13 protein-coding genes are annotated in these 17,426 nt (G+C 63.8%); 9 read left to right on the top strand and 4 right to left on the bottom strand.

Going from position 1 to position 17,426, the window contains the following annotated elements:
• Positions 1-7 precede the first annotated feature (7 nt).
• A complete protein-coding gene (locus X803_RS20930; protein ID WP_156929957.1) occupies positions 8-754 on the bottom strand; it encodes a LysM peptidoglycan-binding domain-containing protein in 747 nt (248 codons plus the stop codon).
• Between the two features lie 119 nt (positions 755-873).
• Between X803_RS20930 and X803_RS0104000 the strand changes: the two genes are divergently transcribed.
• Positions 874-1,422, top strand: a complete 549-nt coding sequence (locus tag X803_RS0104000) for a hypothetical protein (RefSeq protein ID WP_026544136.1) — start codon at positions 874-876, stop codon at positions 1,420-1,422.
• A gap of 78 nt (positions 1,423-1,500) precedes the next feature.
• Here X803_RS0104000 and X803_RS0103995 read toward each other — a convergent pair whose 3' ends face one another.
• Positions 1,501-1,728, bottom strand: coding sequence for a helix-turn-helix domain-containing protein (locus X803_RS0103995; RefSeq protein WP_026544135.1), 228 nt, complete (start codon positions 1,726-1,728; stop codon positions 1,501-1,503).
• A gap of 199 nt (positions 1,729-1,927) precedes the next feature.
• On the opposite strand from X803_RS0103995, the gene X803_RS0103990 reads away from it, so the two are divergent.
• The 4 genes from X803_RS0103990 to X803_RS17640 are packed head-to-tail and all read left to right on the top strand — an operon-like array spanning position 1,928 to position 10,307.
• Positions 1,928-2,581, top strand: coding sequence for an SAF domain-containing protein (locus tag X803_RS0103990; protein WP_084033355.1), 654 nt, complete (start codon positions 1,928-1,930; stop codon positions 2,579-2,581).
• Complete coding sequence (locus X803_RS0103985) at positions 2,578-3,906, top strand: CpaE/TadZ family protein (RefSeq protein ID WP_026544133.1); 1,329 nt, start codon at positions 2,578-2,580, stop codon at positions 3,904-3,906. Before X803_RS0103990 ends, X803_RS0103985 begins: the two co-directional genes overlap by 4 nt.
• A gap of 45 nt (positions 3,907-3,951) precedes the next feature.
• Complete coding sequence (locus X803_RS0103980; protein ID WP_026544132.1) at positions 3,952-8,793, top strand: NAD-glutamate dehydrogenase; 4,842 nt, start codon at positions 3,952-3,954, stop codon at positions 8,791-8,793.
• 11 nt (positions 8,794-8,804) lie between these two features.
• Positions 8,805-10,307, top strand: a complete 1,503-nt coding sequence (locus X803_RS17640; protein ID WP_051470428.1) for a sensor histidine kinase — start codon at positions 8,805-8,807, stop codon at positions 10,305-10,307.
• A gap of 138 nt (positions 10,308-10,445) precedes the next feature.
• Here X803_RS17640 and X803_RS0103970 read toward each other — a convergent pair whose 3' ends face one another.
• Complete coding sequence (locus X803_RS0103970) at positions 10,446-10,694, bottom strand: WhiB family transcriptional regulator (RefSeq protein WP_026544131.1); 249 nt, start codon at positions 10,692-10,694, stop codon at positions 10,446-10,448.
• Positions 10,695-10,931: 237 nt separating this feature from the next.
• On the opposite strand from X803_RS0103970, the gene X803_RS0103965 reads away from it, so the two are divergent.
• Complete coding sequence (locus X803_RS0103965) at positions 10,932-11,366, top strand: hypothetical protein (protein ID WP_253907387.1); 435 nt, start codon at positions 10,932-10,934, stop codon at positions 11,364-11,366.
• Positions 11,367-11,445: 79 nt separating this feature from the next.
• Here X803_RS0103965 and X803_RS0103960 read toward each other — a convergent pair whose 3' ends face one another.
• Entirely contained in the window at positions 11,446-15,333 is a 3,888-nt protein-coding gene (locus X803_RS0103960; RefSeq protein ID WP_084033353.1) for an FtsK/SpoIIIE domain-containing protein, read from the bottom strand.
• 61 nt (positions 15,334-15,394) lie between these two features.
• On the opposite strand from X803_RS0103960, the gene X803_RS22655 reads away from it, so the two are divergent.
• The 3 genes from X803_RS22655 to X803_RS0103945 form a co-directional block, all read left to right on the top strand.
• Positions 15,395-15,592 (top strand): SGNH hydrolase domain-containing protein, encoded by a 198-nt coding sequence (locus tag X803_RS22655; protein ID WP_026544128.1) that lies wholly within the window; start codon positions 15,395-15,397, stop codon positions 15,590-15,592.
• Between the two features lie 66 nt (positions 15,593-15,658).
• Positions 15,659-16,948 carry a nucleotide sugar dehydrogenase gene (locus X803_RS0103950; protein WP_026544127.1) on the top strand — a complete coding sequence of 430 codons (1,290 nt, stop codon included), beginning with the start codon at positions 15,659-15,661 and terminating at the stop codon, positions 16,946-16,948.
• Positions 16,949-16,969: 21 nt separating this feature from the next.
• Positions 16,970-17,426: acyltransferase (locus tag X803_RS0103945; RefSeq protein ID WP_026544126.1), on the top strand; the 457-nt coding region annotated here is incomplete at its 3' end.

The raw sequence follows: 17,426 nt of genomic DNA, 5'->3' as shown, positions 1-17,426 counted from the left end.
CCTCACCCTATTTCGAATGTGTCGGCGTAGCCGCCGGAGGACGGAGTGCCTGCCCGGGTTGAAGCAGGTCCGGGTTATCCCCGATGAGGTCTCTATTTGCTGCATGCCAGTGAGGCCAGGCTTCGGCGATCTGGACGTCGGTTGCCTGGGGTCCGAGGTGGCGGGCCGCAATTGCCCACAGCGAGTCGCCGGGCCGCACGATGATTTCCGCTGTAGCCGGGGTCATGATGGACCGGCCCTCGCGGACTTCTTTGACCAGCAGACCACCGTCGGGCGGCAGGACTGTCGGTTGCCAGGACGGCCCCAGTACGCGGGGTGACTCGACCGGAATCCACTGGGGATCGAGATCCGATGGTTCTCCAGGGGCCTCCAGGGGCACGGTCACTGCGGGGGATGAGGAGGCCGGATCCGCATGTGCATAGGCAGGCTGTGCGGCCACGAGGCTCGTGCCCAATGCCAGGCAGGCAGCCCGGCGCATGAATATGGGGACGAACACACCCAGGCAGCGGGCCACGTGATCGTGGCCCCGCCGGACAAGCAGCTCCGCTGCAAGGGCGGCGAAGAAACTGAAGCCGAGCCAAAGCAGGACGAGCATCCCGAACATGGTGACGCCCATCCCCACCAGCGAGGTCAGCCCCGAGGGCACAGCGGTCGACCTGTGGCCATTCAGGAGGGACGTCCCCGCGAGCAGTAGGGCGCTCCCCGGCAGCAGAACCCCAAGCGCGAGCAGCGATGACAATATTCCTGATCTCATTCCGGCCTCTTCAGCAAGTTTGATGCAGTTTGATGTGGTTTGATGAGCTATGTATATCCTGTATCGCGTTTGATGTCTACAGGTTGACCGATATAAATACCCAGCCGTAGGGTGGGCTGATGCGCTGGAAAGCCCTTTTCGAAGACATGGAAGCCCAGTTGGAGGCCGCTGAATGGGGCGAACGGGAGGCCGAAATAGCCGACCGGGTCCGTCGGGACCAAGGGATGGTGACACTTGCGGAGCGTCTTCGCGGACAGACAGGGCTGATGCTGAAGGTGGGAACCTCGGGCGGAGACCTCTTCGAGGGAGAACTGACGCACCTGGGGTCAGAGTGGCTGGTCCTGAGTACGGCGGCAGCGGAGATACTGGTCCGGCTGGGTGCCATTCAGCATGTGGAAGGATTGGGCCGGCGGATCGCAGGCGAGACATCCCGCGTTCAGGCGGCGCTCGGGCTCGGCTCGGCTCTCCGGACCCTCGCCCGGGAACGCAGGCCGGTCGCGGTTCACAGAACGGACGGCCGCGGTCGAATCGAGGGAACCATAGACCGTGTTGGACGGGATTTTTTTGAGATCGCGGCCGTGTTGCCCGGGGAGGTGCGGCGCTCGGCGCGGGTCACCACCGTTTATGCCGTTCCCTTCTCAGGAATCGCAGCGGTTGCTTCCCGTTAGTCGGTACGGACCACGGGGAATGAGTGGGGGCGGCACCCTGAGTAGGGTGCCGCCCCCGATCGGCGCCGGACCATCTGCCTAGACGTCATGCTCCGCGTGCAGACCGTCCCTCACGCTGGCTGCCGTCTTTTGGTAGGCACGGGCTATATAGTCCTCAAGGACCTGGGTCTCCACCCGCCACTGTCCGCGGCCGCCGACCTGAATTGCGGGGAGTTCGCCGGAGCGTACCAGGGCGTAGGTCTGAGACGACGAGATGTTGAGAACTTCGCCCACATCGGCCAGTGTCATGAACCGTTTCTCTGCCATGAAAGCCGCCTTCCTCCCGATTCACGCAAGAATACGTTCTTCAACCATCTTGCCACCCCGTGGTTCAGGAGACTGACGATATCCACAGTTTGTTGCCGATTCCTTCGGTTGGTTTCCATTTGCCTGTTTACTGGCAGAGAATTGCTGATGGCGTGTACACCTGAAAATCACGCCGCGAACGGCGGGGAACAGGGGAAATGTGAGTCTCAGAATCGACAGTCCGGCCGGCGCACCTGCGCCGGTTCGTCTACGCAAGCCATCCTGGAAGGATCCGCGCCTTCTCGTCGGTGTGCTGCTGGTATGTGCCTCCACCGCCGGTGTCATCGCGCTCGTCGAGGGCGCGGACAAGACCACCGGAGTGTACGCGGCCCGTGCGGATTTGCCTGTCGGGTCGGAGCTTACCGATCAGGACCTCCGCATCGTTGACGTAAGGCTCGGCGATGTCGAGGGGTCATACCGGACGGCGGGCGAGGGCATTCCGGATAACGCAGTCGCGACGCGGTTTGTATCGGCCGGTGAGCTGCTCCCTTCCGACGGAGTGGGAGTGGCTGACTCACTCGATCGCAAACCCGTGGGCCTCACCGTCGAGGATCCCTTGCCTGCCGGCACCGCCACGGGCGACCGGGTGGACGTCTGGGTTTCGCCGCGGGGCGAGGGAAACGGATTCGGCACGCCTGAACTGCTTCTGGAAGCTGCCGAAATTTATGAGTACACCCGCGAGGATTCAGCCCTTGGCGCCGCCCAATCGGCAAGGATCTTTGTGCTTGTCGATGGTGAGACCCTTCCCGCTCTCCTTGACGCGTTGTCCAATGAGTCGAGGATTGCCGTGGTCGTCAACGCGGGTGCGCAATGAGCATCCCGGTTGTCACAGTGGGACGTGCCGCGGGTGACTGCGTAACGGGCCTGGAGCAGCTTCGCGGACCGGTCACGGTGGTTCGGCGCTGCGAGGAATTCACCGAGATGGTCGCTGCCTGTCAGACGGGGATCGCGCGCGCAGCACTCATCGCCTTTGAAGCAGGTGAAATCACGTCCACGCTCGTGGAGCGACTGCGCGCCGCCGACGTCGCCGTCGTTGCCCTGACCGATGACAACGAGGCCCGGAAGCGATTGCGTGCCCTCGACGTGCGGTATGTGCCGACAACGGTGGAGCCCGCTGTACTTGCCGGGGAAGTCACCGCCGCGGTGGCGGACCTCGAGCGCCAGCAAAGCGACGGCTCGCCCGGCCATGCATTCGGCGACACCTCGCATTCCCTCGATCCCAGGGTCCCGTCTCCGTCGGATGACCCCGAGCTCCCGGGCAACGGGAAGATGCTGGTTATCTGGGGTCCAACCGGGGCGCCGGGCCGGACAACGGTGGCGGTCAATCTGGCCGCTGAACTGGCAGCCGGCGGCTCGAAGGTCCTGCTCATGGATGCTGACACTTACGGCGCGAGCGTTGCCGCGTTTCTGGGGCTGCTCGATGAATCCGCCGGTATAGTCCACGCCTGCCGTCTGGCCGACCAGGGAATCCTTGACGCACCTACGCTTGAGAGAACCTGTATTGAAGTAACTTTCGACGGTCTTCCGCTGTATGTGCTGACCGGTGTCACCCGTGCAGACCGGTGGGCTGAACTGAGACCGTCCGCGCTCACCCGGCTGCTCGCCCTTGCACGGTCGGTATTCGACACCGTCGTGGTCGACTGTGCTTTCGGGCTGGAAGCGGACGAGGAGCTAAGCTTCGACACGATGGCTCCGCGCCGGAACGGTGCGACGCTGCGCTGCCTGGAACTGGCTGAGCAGATTGTCGCGGTCGGTTCGGCTGATTCGATCGGTGTACCCCGTCTGGTCCGGGCACTGGCAGAACTGCAGGATGCGGTGCCCACCGCCTCGCCCCGGGTGGTTCTCAACAAGGTACGTGCAGCGTCGGTTGGCCGTTCGCCGGAGCGTCAGCTTCGGGAGGCGTGGGAGCGGTTCGGTCCTCCGGTACCGATTTCGGCGTTCCTCCCAGCTGACTTTGACTCAGCTGACGCAGCGCTCCTCAGGGGGGCCGCACTCCGGGAAACCGCCCCTGCGTCGCCGCTTCGCCAGGCAATCGCGGCGCTGGCCGATGCACCGGTTGAACAACGCAGGCGGAGCTCTGCTGGACCAAGCCACAGCGAAATGAAGTTTTCCGACAACGGCGTTAGGCTCTCTCAGTAAGGGGTCGCAAAGGGGCGGCCTTTCATTTCGTTACGGAGGCGTTTCATGTCGTCTGGATCCAGCACCACGGACCAGTCCAGCTCTGACACTTCACTCACCGAGTTCATCGAGCATTACTACCAGCACCTCGCGGACGACGACGCCGGCGCCTACTCGCCGGATGCCCTCACCCAGCGTGCACTTGAGCACCGGTCGCTGGCGGCTGTCCGGCCGACAGGCGAGGCACGGATCGGCGTCATCGATCAGGACGATGCAAGCATCGTCATGATCGTCACGGATGACATGCCCTTCCTCGTTGACTCGGTCACGGCGGAACTCGTCAGGCAGCAGGCCGCAATCCGGCTGGTCGTACACCCCACATTCGTGGCGGTGCGGGACCGGGCGACGTCCGAACTCGTGCGGCTCCGGCGCGTTCCTTCCTCGGCGGGCCTGTCGAGCGGGGATACCGCAGCTCTTCCCAACGTGGCCGAACTGGTGGCTGGGAGCGACGTGAGCGCCCACGTCGAGTCCTGGATGGCGGTCGAGGTGGGCCGGATCGGCGACGACTCCCGCCGTCGGGAAGTCATTGAGGGACTGCACCGGGTACTTTCGGACGTTCGCATCGCGGTTGAAGACTGGACCGCAATGCGCAGCAAACTGCGCGAAGTGTCGGAAACCCTGAAGGCAGTGCCCGAAAATGCCGGTGTGCCGGGATTGGAGCAGGCGCGCGAGTTACTTGCGTGGCTGGACCAGGGAAACTTCACCTTCCTCGGTTTCAAGGAGTACGACCTTGAGACAGAAGACGGTGAGGACGTACTGCGCGTCGTCGAGGACAGCGGCCTGGGTCTGCTTCGTCACCCGATCGACACCCGGCAGATCCAGCACCTGACGCAGGCCGGCAGGGACAAGGCCCGTGAGAAGCAGCCGCTGGTCATCACCAAGGCCAACTCCAGGTCGACAGTTCACCGCGCAGCCTATCTCGACTACATCGGAATCAAACGGTTCGACAGCCAGGGCAACGTCTGCGGTGAACGGCGTTTTATCGGGCTGTTTGCCACCAGTGCCTACACCGGATCGGTGCGCAATGTGCCCATCGTCCGGGACAAGGTCAACGAGGTGCTTCGCCGTTGCGGCTTCCCCCCTGACTCCCACTCGGGCAAGGACCTGCTCTCAATCCTTGAGACGTATCCCCGTGACGAGCTCTTCCAGATCGATGTCGATGACCTGGTCAATACGGCCATGGGAATCCTCCGACTTCAGGAGCGGCGGCGTACCCGGCTGTTCCTTCGCCCGGACACGTACGGGCGCTTCATGTCGGCTCTGGTCTATCTGCCGCGCGACCGCTACACGACCAGCGTGCGGCTGCGCATCGAGGACGAGCTGCGGCGCACATTCAATGCCGAATCCATCGACTACGAGGCACGGATGAGTGAGTCCGCCCTCGCCCGCCTGTTCTTCCGGATCCGGCTCCCCAAGGGCGCGGAGGTAGCGCACGTTGAGGTATCCGAACTCGAACAGCGGCTCGTCATGGCGGCCCGTTCCTGGTCGGAAGGCATCGATGAGGTGGCGCGCCGCCGGTTCAGCCGGAAGGATGCCGACCGCTTTTCCCACCTCTGGGCCGAAGCATTTCCAGCGGCGTACAGGGTGGACTACGAAGTCGAGGACGCGCTCGAAGATATCGAACGCTTCTCCACCTACGACCGCACCGACACCAGCGGTCCGATCATGCATGTCTACGTGCCGCCGGGGGCCGGGGAGCACCTGGAAGAGGACGCCCGGCTCAAGCTGTACCTCACCGAGCCGAAGAGCCTCAGCCAGATCCTTCCGTTCCTGCATAACCTCGGGCTGGAAGTGCTCGACGAGCGCCCGTTCGAGATCGACCGGGCCGACGGCAGGGATTTTTTCCTCTACGACCTTGGGTTGCGGTATCCGCAGGGAATTGATCCCCAGGGTACGGGTGGGCTGCTTGAGGAGGCGTTTGCGGCTGCGGTCAGGAATGCCAGTGAGTCGGATTCCTTTGACCGGTTGGTGCTGCGGGAAAATCTCCGGTGGCGGCAGGTGGCCATTCTGCGCAGCTACGCAAAGTACATGCGGCAAATGGGAAACATGAACTCGTACGGGTTCATCAGCGACACGCTGCTCGCCAACCCCGAGGTGACGCGAGGGCTCATTGCGCTCTTCGAGGCACGGTTCGATCCGGACCTGAACAACACGGAGCGGGAAGAGGCAACCGAGAGCGTCCGCCGGACACTGGACTCGCACCTTGAACAGGTTCCAACGCTGGACGCGGACCGTGTTCTTCGCACCCTCGCGAACGTCATCGAAGCGACCCTGCGGACAAATTACTTCCAGGACAAGCACCACATCAGCTACAAGCTCAACACCTCCGTGATCGAAGGTGCCCCGCACCCCAGACCGAAGTTCGAGATCTGGGTGTACTCGCCGCAGATCGAAGGAGTCCATCTCCGCTTCGGGGACATCGCACGCGGCGGATTGCGCTGGTCGGACCGTCGGGAGGACTTCCGTACTGAGATTCTTGGTCTGGTGAAGGCCCAGACAGTCAAGAATGCGGTGATCGTGCCCACGGGTGCGAAGGGCGGTTTTTACGCGAAGCAGTTGCCGGATCCCACCCACGACCGCGCGGCGTGGATGGCGGAAGGTCAGGCCAGCTACCGCACGTTCATCCGTGCGCTCCTGGACATCACCGACAACCTTGTGACCACCGAGCAGGGCGAGCGGGTTGTCCCGCCCGAGAGGGTTGTGCGGCACGACGGCGACGACAGCTACCTTGTGGTGGCTGCGGACAAGGGAACCGCATCCTTCTCGGACATCGCCAACGAGCTCTCAGCCGAATATGGTTTCTGGCTGGGAGACGCTTTTGCCTCCGGCGGATCAGTCGGGTATGACCACAAGGCGATGGGGATCACCGCCCGCGGAGCATGGGAATCTGTCAAGCGGCACTTCAGCGAGTTCGGTGTGGACACCCAGTCCGAGGACTTCACCGTCGCCGGCGTCGGCGACATGAGTGGTGACGTCTTCGGCAACGGGATGCTGCTTTCGACGCATATCCGGCTTGTTGCGGCGTTTGACCACCGCCATATCTTCCTGGACCCCAATCCGGACGCGTCGGCGTCGTTCGCTGAGCGCAAACGGCTTTTCGAGCTTCCACGGTCGAGTTGGGCTGACTACAGCCCGGAGCTGATCAGCGAGGGCGGCGGTGTCTATGCGCGCCACCTGAAGACGGTTCCGATCAGCGGGCAGGTGCGGAAGGTGCTGGGCCTTGACGATTCCACCACCAGCCTGAGTCCTCCCGAACTGCTGCGCGCTATTCTCACCGCACCGGTGGACCTGCTCTACAACGGCGGCATCGGTACCTATGTGAAGGCTTCAACGGAGACTCACAGCGAGGTCGGTGACAAGGCGAACGACGCAATCAGGGTCAATGGGAACCAGCTGCGTGCCCGGGTTGTCGGCGAGGGTGGAAACCTCGGAATGACACAACGGGGCCGGATCGAAGCGGCGCTCAACGGTGTCATCATCAATACGGACGCGATCGACAACTCCGCGGGTGTTGACTGCTCGGACCATGAGGTCAATATCAAGATCTTCGTGGACCGGATGGTTCGCATCGGCAAGCTTCCCGCAGAAGAGCGCGCGGAGTTCCTGCATTCCATGACTGACGAGGTCGCTGACCTTGTGCTCCAGGACAACATCGACCAGAACGTGCTGTTGCTCAATGACCGGCAGCGTGTACTGGAATGGAGCCCGAGTTTTGAACGGATGATGGACTGGCTCGAGACCCACGCCGACCTGAACCGGGACCTTGAAGCACTTCCCTCCACGAAGGAGCTTCGCGCCCGGGTCGAGCGTGGCCAGGGCCTTACATCCCCGGAGCTGTCGGTCCTCGCCGCCTACGCGAAAATTGAGCTGACCAAGGCCCTCACCAGAAGCGACCTCGCCGACGACCCGTGGTTCAAGCGCACTCTTCGGAGCTATTTTCCCCATCAGGTCGTCGAGCGGTTCGACGATGAACTGGACAACCACCCCCTGCGCCGCGAAATCATCTCCACGGTCATCGCGAACGACATGGTCAATATGGGTGGAATCACCTTTGTCTTCCGGGTCATGGAAGAGACCTCGGTCAACCAGCTGGTGGTGGCGCGCGCGTTCGTTGCGCTGCGGGAAATCTACGACCTCGACCGGATCATCGCGGCCCTTGCGGAGCTGCCGCCGAGTTTCCCGACCGAACACTGGACAACAGTGCACCTGGACATCCGGCGGCTGCTGGACCGCGCCGTGCGGTGGTTCGTCAACCACGTCGGCCGGGGTACAACGGTGGAAGAGGATATCGCGGCGTTCAAACCGCTGATAGATCCGCTGCGCACGCGGCTGATCCATTACGTGCGCGGCGGGGATCTCGAACGGGTTCGCCAATGGTTCGAGAAGGCTGAGGAGTGGGGTCTGCCCGATTCCATTGCCCAACACTGGGCGGAGCAGTTCGAGTCGTTCGGCCTGCTCGACGTCGCGCTCATCTCACGCCGCGTGGATGAGCCGGTCGAAAGGATCGCTGAGGTGTACTACGCGATCTACGACCGTTTCAACATCGACAACCTGCTGGAGCGCATCACCGCACTACCCAGGGAAGACCGCTGGCAGGCACTGGCCCGGGCCGCCCTCCGCGACGACCTCTACTCCACTGTGTCGGAAATGACGGTTTCGGTGATGAACAGTTCGTCACATTTGGAATCGGCCGACGCGTCCCACAGGCTTCAGGAATGGGAACAGCTCAACGCTGAACATCTGGACCGCGCGAAGAAGATGTTCGCAGAGGTGAACCAGCTGGAGCGCGATGACATGGCATCGCTCTCGGTTGCACTACGCTTGCTGCGTTCCATCGTGCGGCAGTAAGGGAGTCATAGGTGGCAATCTTCACGGATCCTATCCGGGAACATGCAGGTTTCGCTCCGGGAGATGCCGAGTGGCTGCACTTGCTTGTGGGCGACTGGCAGATGGTCGCTGACCTTGCGTTCGCTGACCTGGCGCTGTGGTTCCCCCTGCACGACGGCGGTTATGTCGCCCTGGCGCACGTCCGCCCGTCGACTTCGCACACGGTTTTCCACAGCGACTTCGTGGGGGAGCGGATCCGGGCGGACCTTCAGCCGCTGGTGGACAAGGCGTGGGCAAGCCAGCAGATCGAGCGGTCCGGGGAAACCAACTGGACCACCGAGATGGCAATGCGCGTCGAGGCGGTGCCCATGGTGCGGAACGGGCGAACGCTCGCCGTCGTCACTTCGCATATGGACCTGTCCAGTTCGCGCATGCCATCCCGGTTGGAACTGACCTACCGCCAGTGCGCCTATGATCTGCTGCGAATGGGCACCCTGGGACTCTGGCCGGACTTCGCAACTCCCACCGGGTCCAGGCGCGGTGCGCCGCGCGTCGGCGACGGGCTGATCAGGCTGGACGTTGACGGCGTTGTGCAGTACGCCAGCCCCAACGGTGTCTCAGCATTCCGGCGGCTCGGGGATGTTGAGACCCTTGAAGGACGTCCACTGGCCGAGATCGTGACGTCTCTGCTCAAGGACCGCAGGATGGTCGACGAAACGCTCCCGCTCGTGTTGACGGGCAAGATGCCCTGGCGGACCGAGATCGAGTCCCGGGGGGTAAGCCTGTCGCTGCGGGCCATCCCCCTTCGCGATGAGAAGCAGCGTTTCGGCGCGCTGGTGTTGTGCCGGGACGTGTCAGAGCTGAGGCGCAGGGAAATGGAACTGGTGTCCAAGGACGCCACCATCCGGGAAATCCATCACCGTGTGAAAAACAACCTGCAGACTGTTGCCGCGCTCCTGAGAATGCAGTCACGGCGCATGGTCAGTGATGAAGCGAAACAGGGTCTGGAGCAGGCGATGCGGCGCGTGGCCACGATCGCGCTGGTTCATGAGACCCTTTCGCAAGGTCTGTCCCAGAACGTGGATTTCGACGAACTTATCGCCCGCCAGTTTCGCCTCTCAGCGGAAGTGGCATCGCCAAACCAGGCGGTGCGCACGGAGAGGGCCGGCGAGTTCGGAGAACTGCCCAGTGATTTCGCCACGCCGCTTGCACTGGTCATCAACGAACTGGTGACCAACGCCGTCGAACATGGGCTTGCGGACCGGCCGGGGACGGTCTGGCTGAAAGCCGACCGGAGCATGGATGACGAAGGCGAAATGCTCACTGTGGCGATCATGGACGACGGCGCGGGACTGCCGCCTGAAGGCTACAGCGAAGGGCTGGGCCTGCAGATCGTGAGGACACTCGTGATGAGTGAGCTCGGCGGCACCATCGAGTGGACGTCACGTGAGGGCGGCGGCACCGTTGTGACCATTGAAATGGGCATCCGGGGTGCAAGGCGGAAACCGGCTCCCAACAAACCCGCGCCTCGCTGATCCTGACTCGAAGGTTCCCGGTACCCCGGTACCCCGGTTTCCCGGTACCCCGGTTTCTCGGGGTCCCGTGGAGAATCCCGGAACCAAAAAGGGAGGGCATCCATGATGCCCTCCCTCAAACCTGGCTGTACAGGTACGTTAGGAAGCTCGCCGGGCCCGGGCGGCGCGGCGCTTGAGTGCGCGCCGCTCGTCCTCGCTCATGCCGCCCCACACACCGGCGTCCTGACCGGATTCGATCGCCCACTGGAGGCAGGTGTCGACGACCTGGCAGCGGCGGCAGACGCTCTTGGCCTCTTCGATCTGAAGCAGGGCGGGCCCTGTGTTGCCGACCGGGAAGAACAGTTCCGGGTCCTTGTCTAGGCAGGCAGCGCGGCTACGCCAGTCCATGCTGATCACTTTCTCCTTACGACTCGCGAGCTTTGTGAAAACATTCACGAGGGGTGTCATAGTAAAGGGGGCCACTACGGCCCCCACATTTTCCTTCATTAACGCTGTCACGTTACGCGCACGCAAACAAGGGGTAACCATGAGGCAATATGCTCAAACCATGAGGGATGCGTCACACAGTTGACATCCGGCAAAGCGACTGTAGCTGTGAACGACTATGTCCGGTAGGGTGCCACTGTGTCAAGACCCTCCGGACTGCCCCACACTGACAGGACGCCCCGCCCACGCGGGGTCACCATCATCGCGGTAATCCTGCTCTGTGAGGCAGCCGCTTTGCTTGCCGTTGCCGGCTGGTTCATCGCAGGACTCCTGACCAGCACGCCGACGTCCCTGGGCGGCGCCGTCTTCATGCTGGCTCTCTTGCTGCTCTTTGCAGGCTGGCTTCTCGTGGTGGCTCACTTCTTCTTCCGGGGATACCGGTGGACGCGCTCCGCTGCATTGGTCTTTCAGTTTTTCACAGTCGTCGTGGCCGTCCCGACACTGACCGGTGGGGTGCTGTGGGTCGGGCTCATGCTTTTGGTGCCGGCAGTCCTTGTGGTGCACCAGCTCTTCACCCGGCCGGTGGTGGATTACACCAGCAGGAGCGGCGAGAACAGTACGCCGGTGCTCTGATAGCGCCCGCGGTGCCCTGGAAGCCGCTCCTGAACCGGGAACGCTGTACCGGGGACGCTGTTACTGCTCAGGAATGCTGCTACTGATCAGGTCTGACCGGTTCATGCCGGGCGAGCTGTATCTCCGTTGACCGGCGCATTCCCACCAGGACAGCGCGCCCGGGCGGCGGCGTGCCGTTCACCTCAAGACGCAGGCCGAACACTTCGCCGTCCGCGGGCGAATGGGGCCCAAGCACGATTCCCAACGGATTGACGCGGACGGCTGTCAGCGCCGGGTTCGTGACCAGGCTGGGGGAGGGCGTTGCCGAGAAGACCGCCCTCGCGCCCGCTGCCACCATTGCGCCGAGCTGCTGCTGAATCTCGCGGGGTAGCAGATCAACGTCGTCGACAAGCAATAGGGAGCCTGCAGATTGCTGCGCCACTTCGGGGCGTCTCCAGTAGGAAAAGGGGTCCGCTTCGGGCCCCGGACGCAGACAGGGCACCGACCGCGGGGCCTGCACTGCAATCAGATCGAGCGTCCGGGACTTGCCTGTTCCGGCTCCTCCGACAATCAGCCCGGCCGTCCTCGGCGGCATACTGAGATGTACCGGTGAAAGGTCATCCCCGCCCACACCGATAGGGATGTGCGCGGTCCGCCCGTCGGATGGCCGGGGGCTGAGCTCCGAACTCTCGAGAGTATGCGGGAGCGCCGCAACCCGGAATGGCCGCTGCGCGGGGGGCATGTCCGGGAGCTCTCCCTGTTCCATGATCAGCTGGGCAACGGCCTGCGCATCCGGGCTGATACGGCCCTGTGCGAGAGCCCTGCCGGGAACCGGGTCCATGGCAGGCAGCTTCGGCCAACTGAGCAGCGTTTCCGGGCTTGCTCCCAGCGGCAGGTACAGCCGGTTGGGCAGCAGGGAAAAGAACCTGCTTGCGATGAGTTCACGTTCCCCAGCAACAACGAGAGCTACTCCTGCGGTCTCGCCGTCGCGCACGATGTCCTGCAATGACTCTTCAGCTCCGCCGAAGCGGCCGTTGCGGAAGGCGCTCGCCCACCGGCCCCAGCCGGTAATGAACACTGTGATGCCGGGAGCTGCTTCAGCGGATCCAGGGCCGCCGTTGAGCCGATGAACCACCAGCTCGGCGAGACGTTGCAGAACCCGTGCTGCCCTCCTGACATCCGAGGCGGTGACGTAGGCGCCGACCTGGGGAGCATCCCGGCACGACCTCAGGTTCGCGTCACCATCGAGCAGATAGAGGTGCCGGTCGGGTAGACACCGCAGATGCTCAGCGGCGGCACAGACCACCGCCCGTCCGCTTCCATGCTGGCCGATGAACGCGAGATGCGAATGTTGGCCGGGATCCCAGAGGAGCGGACGCTGCGCCTGCCGTTCGGGTATGTCCAGCAGTCCAAGCTGAAGGATGCCGGCGGGCACCGCAGCCGCGCGGGAAAGCGCCTCCGGCAGCGGTGGCAGAACCGGCAGGCGGAGCGGCGGCGATCCCAGTGCCCGCGCTGCACTCCCTGCCGCGCTGACCAGGGACTGCACTCCGTCCCGAAGGGTGGGACTGGTCTGCGCGGTACCGATGTCGTCTCCTGCCGTCCCGCCTCCAGGGGAGCCTCGGGAAAGGAACTGGGCGAAGGACATGATGGAGGAGGTTGGGTATCCGGTGGGGGACGTCGTCGTTGCCGTCTGGAACTCAATTGGTTGACCGGACGCTATCCGCAGGTAGCCTCGTCCGGGACGGTTGACAGGAATGGAGGAGGCAGCGGCTGAACCGAGGAGATCCTGGGATTCCATGGCCGACTGCATTCGCAACACGACGCTTGCCGTGATGTTCGCCCGGATCTCCGAGGTGATCGCGCCCTGGGGTCGTTGCGTTGCGAGGACGAGATGCATCCCGAGTGAACGTCCGAGGGCGGCGATCCGCATCAGATCGTTCACTGCCCCCGGGGCTTCCTCGCTGAGCATCCTGAACTCGTCAATGACGATGACGAGACGCGGCAATCCGGTGCCGTTGAGGCCTCGGTATTCGCCGTAATCGGCAGCGTGCACTGCCGCAAACAGAGACTCGCGCCGTTTCACCTCCGCACGGAGGGAAACGAGGGCCCGCGATACGGTCTCTGGCGACAGATCGGTGAGCATTCCTGTGACGTGCGGCAGTGACGCCAATCCGCCGAGCCCGGCGCCGCCCTTGAAGTCAATGAACATGAAGTTGAGCTCTGCAGGCGGATGGTGCAGCGACAGGCCGAGAACCAGCGACCGGAGGAACTCGGATTTCCCGGACCCCGTTGTGCCCGCGACGAGCAGGTGTGGGCCGTCGGCAATCAGGTCGAATGACAGAGGCCCGGCAACCGAGGAGCCGACGATGGTGCGCAGGCATAAGCCCTCCGAGGCGGTGCGCCACTTCCCCAGGATGCCGGGGCTGTCACCGGCGAATAATTCGGTCAGGGCGACTACAGGTGGCACCGAAGCTTCCGCCGTAGGAACGGCGCCGGAACCAGACCCCGCCCCGAACGCTCTGGCCATCATCTCGAACGTTCCGGCGCGCACGTAGTCGGGGTGGAAGGGGAGAACGCCGCCGGGGCTCCTGAGAACGGGCTCGGATTCGAAGTAGTCGACGGTCCACCTTCCATCCTCCTGTCCCTGGCAGGGGAAAAACCGGTAGATACGTGCGCCCGGAACTGGCGGGGAAGGTTCCGGACCGAAAACCACAACCGAGGAGTATCTCCCCGTTGCAAGCATTTCGGCGAAGTGTCCCGGGTTGGACGTGAGCGTGACGCCCGGCAGGAAGCGTGCACTGTGCGGCAGTTCCGAGGCAGCACCGTGACACAGGATTTCGCCGGCTCCACCGAGCGCGGAAAGCTGAAGCAGTATCAGGTTCGCGACCCGATCCAGGGTGCCCCGTGGTGCCCGGACATCCAACCCGATGGGCTCGCCGTTTTCCTCCCCTGTCAGGGGGACCAGCACCGGCATTTCGGGGATGAGGGGCGGCCGCCACCCCGGTGGTGCCGGCCGGGCTTCGATATTCGCGGGCTGGTCTGCGGTTCCGAGCCGCAGGTAGTGCCCGTCGAAGGATCGTGGGGGTGGTTGCGCCAGGGCTGGGTGTCCTGTCCGTAGAGCGGCCAGAGCGAGCCCTGCCGGGTCCGGTGCTGCGCGCCGCCGTCGTTCACTGTCTGCAGCAACGGCAGTCTCAACTGCTCCAGCGAACGTGCGCCGTGTTTTCCGTGCGTTGATCAACGGAACGGAGCCGGCCACGGCCGAGAGTGCGCTGAAGGCCAGAAAGAACCACATTCCGGTGGTCACCGCGAGGACAACCCCCAACACAAGCGGCAGAAACGCTGACGCGATCAGCAACCGGCTGGCCTCGGACGGCGGGACAGCCCTGACCGGGCAGGGCTTGCTGAGGTCCACGGCGAGCGGGGTCCCGACCGGCGTGTCGGCCAGGATAAGGGCGCAGCGGTTCGATCCGATGCGGATATCGGAGTCTGTGGTCACCGGACTCTCGCTGATTCGCGAACCATCCACGCGGACCCCGTTCGCTGAGTTCCGGTCGCTCAGGGTGACCGCCTCCGTGGTGACCGTCAGCAATGCATGCCTGCGGGACATCAGGGGATCGTGGAGGGTGATGTCCGACCCGTTGCGTCCGATTGTGCAGGTGCCCCGGACAAGCGGCACGGTTTTGCCTGCATCGGGGCCGGACCGGACGAGGAAGAACAGCGTGCCGGGACGGGACGGGGACACATCCGGGCACTGGCTCGTCCCAGCGACGATGACGGCGCCGGGGGTCAGGGGGGAAACTCCGGCCACAAGCTCCTGTACGGGCACACCGGCCACCAGGAAGTGCTGACCGTCGGCCCGCTGTGAAAGCTGTTCGTAAAGCTGAGTGCCACTCAGCCGGTGAGCCCCCGTGATCACTATTTCCTCCGTGGAACCGCCGCTTGCCAGGCGCACGCCGGGACCTGCGGCCAGTGTCACGTGCAGATCCATGGTCTCGACAGTAGGGGGACCGGGAGGTGCTGCGCACCAGAATCCCGCGAGCTGTGGATAAGTGGCCCACCCGCACGCAGCAAAGCTTTTCGATGCAACGGACCTGATCTGTTCGGAACGATCCTGCGACCCGGTTGTGGGCAATATGCACGTCTATATAGATGACAACCACCTGACCGAAACCTACGTCGAGTCTATGTACCCGGCGTTCCGTGACATCTTTCGGAAGGCGACCGGTTGGGAAGATATCCGCGGGTGATCCGATAGTCTTGGTCACTGAATCGCCGGGTTGAGCGCAAGCCATACAGAAAAGGTTTACTTCGTCGTGAAAATTGCTGTCATTGCCCTTGGGAAGATCGGCCTGCCGCTTGCAGTCCAGTTCGCGTCAAAGGGCCACGAAGTGGTGGGAGTCGACGTCAACGCGCAGGTCGTCGAATCCATCAACAATGCAGTGGAGCCGTTCCCCGGCGAAGCGCACCTCCAGGAAAAGCTGTCCGAGCTGGTTCCGGCCGGCAAGCTCCGGGCCACCACCGATTATGCGCAGGCCGTGCCCAACGCCGACGCCGTGGTGCTGGTAGTGCCGCTGTTTGTTGATGCTGACGCCAAGCCCGACTTCGGATGGATGGATGGAGCCACCGCGGAACTGGCCAAATACCTCACCCCGGGCACCCTTGTCTCCTACGAGACCACGCTTCCTGTGGGCACCACCCGCACCCGGTGGAAGCCCATGCTGGAGGAGGGATCCGGCCTGGTCGAGGGCAAGGATTTCCACCTCGTGTTTTCGCCTGAGCGGGTATTGACCGGGCGGGTCTTCGAAGATCTCCGCAAGTATCCCAAGCTGGTCGGTGGGCTGTCCGACGACGGCGCCAGGATCGCGGTTGAGTTCTATGAGGCGGTGCTTGACTTCGATGACCGCCCGGATCTTTCCCGAGGTAACGGGGTGTGGGATCTCGGGTCGGCGGAGGCCTCGGAACTGGCGAAGCTCGCCGAGACGACGTACCGCGACGTGAACATCGGCCTGGCGAACCAGTTCGCGCGCTTCGCGGCGACGGCCGGGATCGACATCTACCAGGTGATCGAGGCATCCAACTCGCAGCCCTACAGCCACATCCACCAGCCGGGCATCGCCGTCGGCGGTCATTGCATCCCTGTCTACCCCCGGCTCTACCTTTGGAACGACCCCTCCGCGACCGTCGTGCGTGCTGCCCGTGAAGCCAACGCCGGGATGCCTGAATACACAGTCGGGCTGCTGGAAGGTGCCCATGGCGAGCTTGACGGCGCTACCGTCGTCGTCCTCGGTGCCGCATACCGCGGTGAAGTGAAGGAGACAGCATTCTCGGGCGTTTTCGCGACGGTCGAGGCGCTGAAGCAGCGTGGTGCGAAGGTTCTGGTGCACGATCCCCTCTACACCGACGAGGAACTTTCAGCCCTGGGCTTCGACGCCTATCACGTGGGTGAGCCGGTCGATGCCGCAGTGGTGCAGGCGAACCATGCACAGTATGCGCAGCTGTCGCCGTCGGATCTGCCCGGGGTGAAGACGTTCATTGACGGCCGGAGGGTAAGCACGCCGGACCAGTGGGCCGGGGTCACCTACCGGGTCATCGGCAAGGCCTGATTCGCAACGGAAAGGTATCCCATGACCTACATCGCTGACAGCGCGGATGTCTCGGACCAGGCGGAGCTGGGCGAGGGCACCAAGGTGTGGCACCTTGCACAGGTGCGCGAGAACGCGCGGCTTGGAGCGAACTGCATCGTCGGGCGCGGAGCGTACATCGGGACGGGTGTCACGATGGGGGAGAACTCCAAGGTGCAGAATTACGCCCTCGTGTACGAGCCGGCATCGCTCGGAAAGGGAGTCTTCATCGGTCCCGCCGTCGTCCTGACAAACGACACCTATCCGCGGTCCGTCTCTCCTGACGGCGCGCTGAAGAGTGCCCATGACTGGACTCCGGTGGGAGTGACCATCGAGGACGGGGCGTCGATCGGAGCCCGCGCGGTATGCGTTGCGCCCGTGACCATCGGCACCTGGGCAACCGTGGCGGCGGGCGCCGTCGTCACCAAGGACGTCCCCGCCTACGGACTCATGGCAGGGG

The sequence above is a fragment of the Arthrobacter sp. 35/47 genome, from assembly GCF_000520475.1.
Lineage (GTDB): Bacteria > Actinomycetota > Actinomycetes > Actinomycetales > Micrococcaceae > Arthrobacter_D > Arthrobacter_D subterraneus.
The sequence above is the reverse complement of the archived record's forward strand: the minus strand, read 5'-3'. Positions and strand labels throughout refer to the sequence as shown.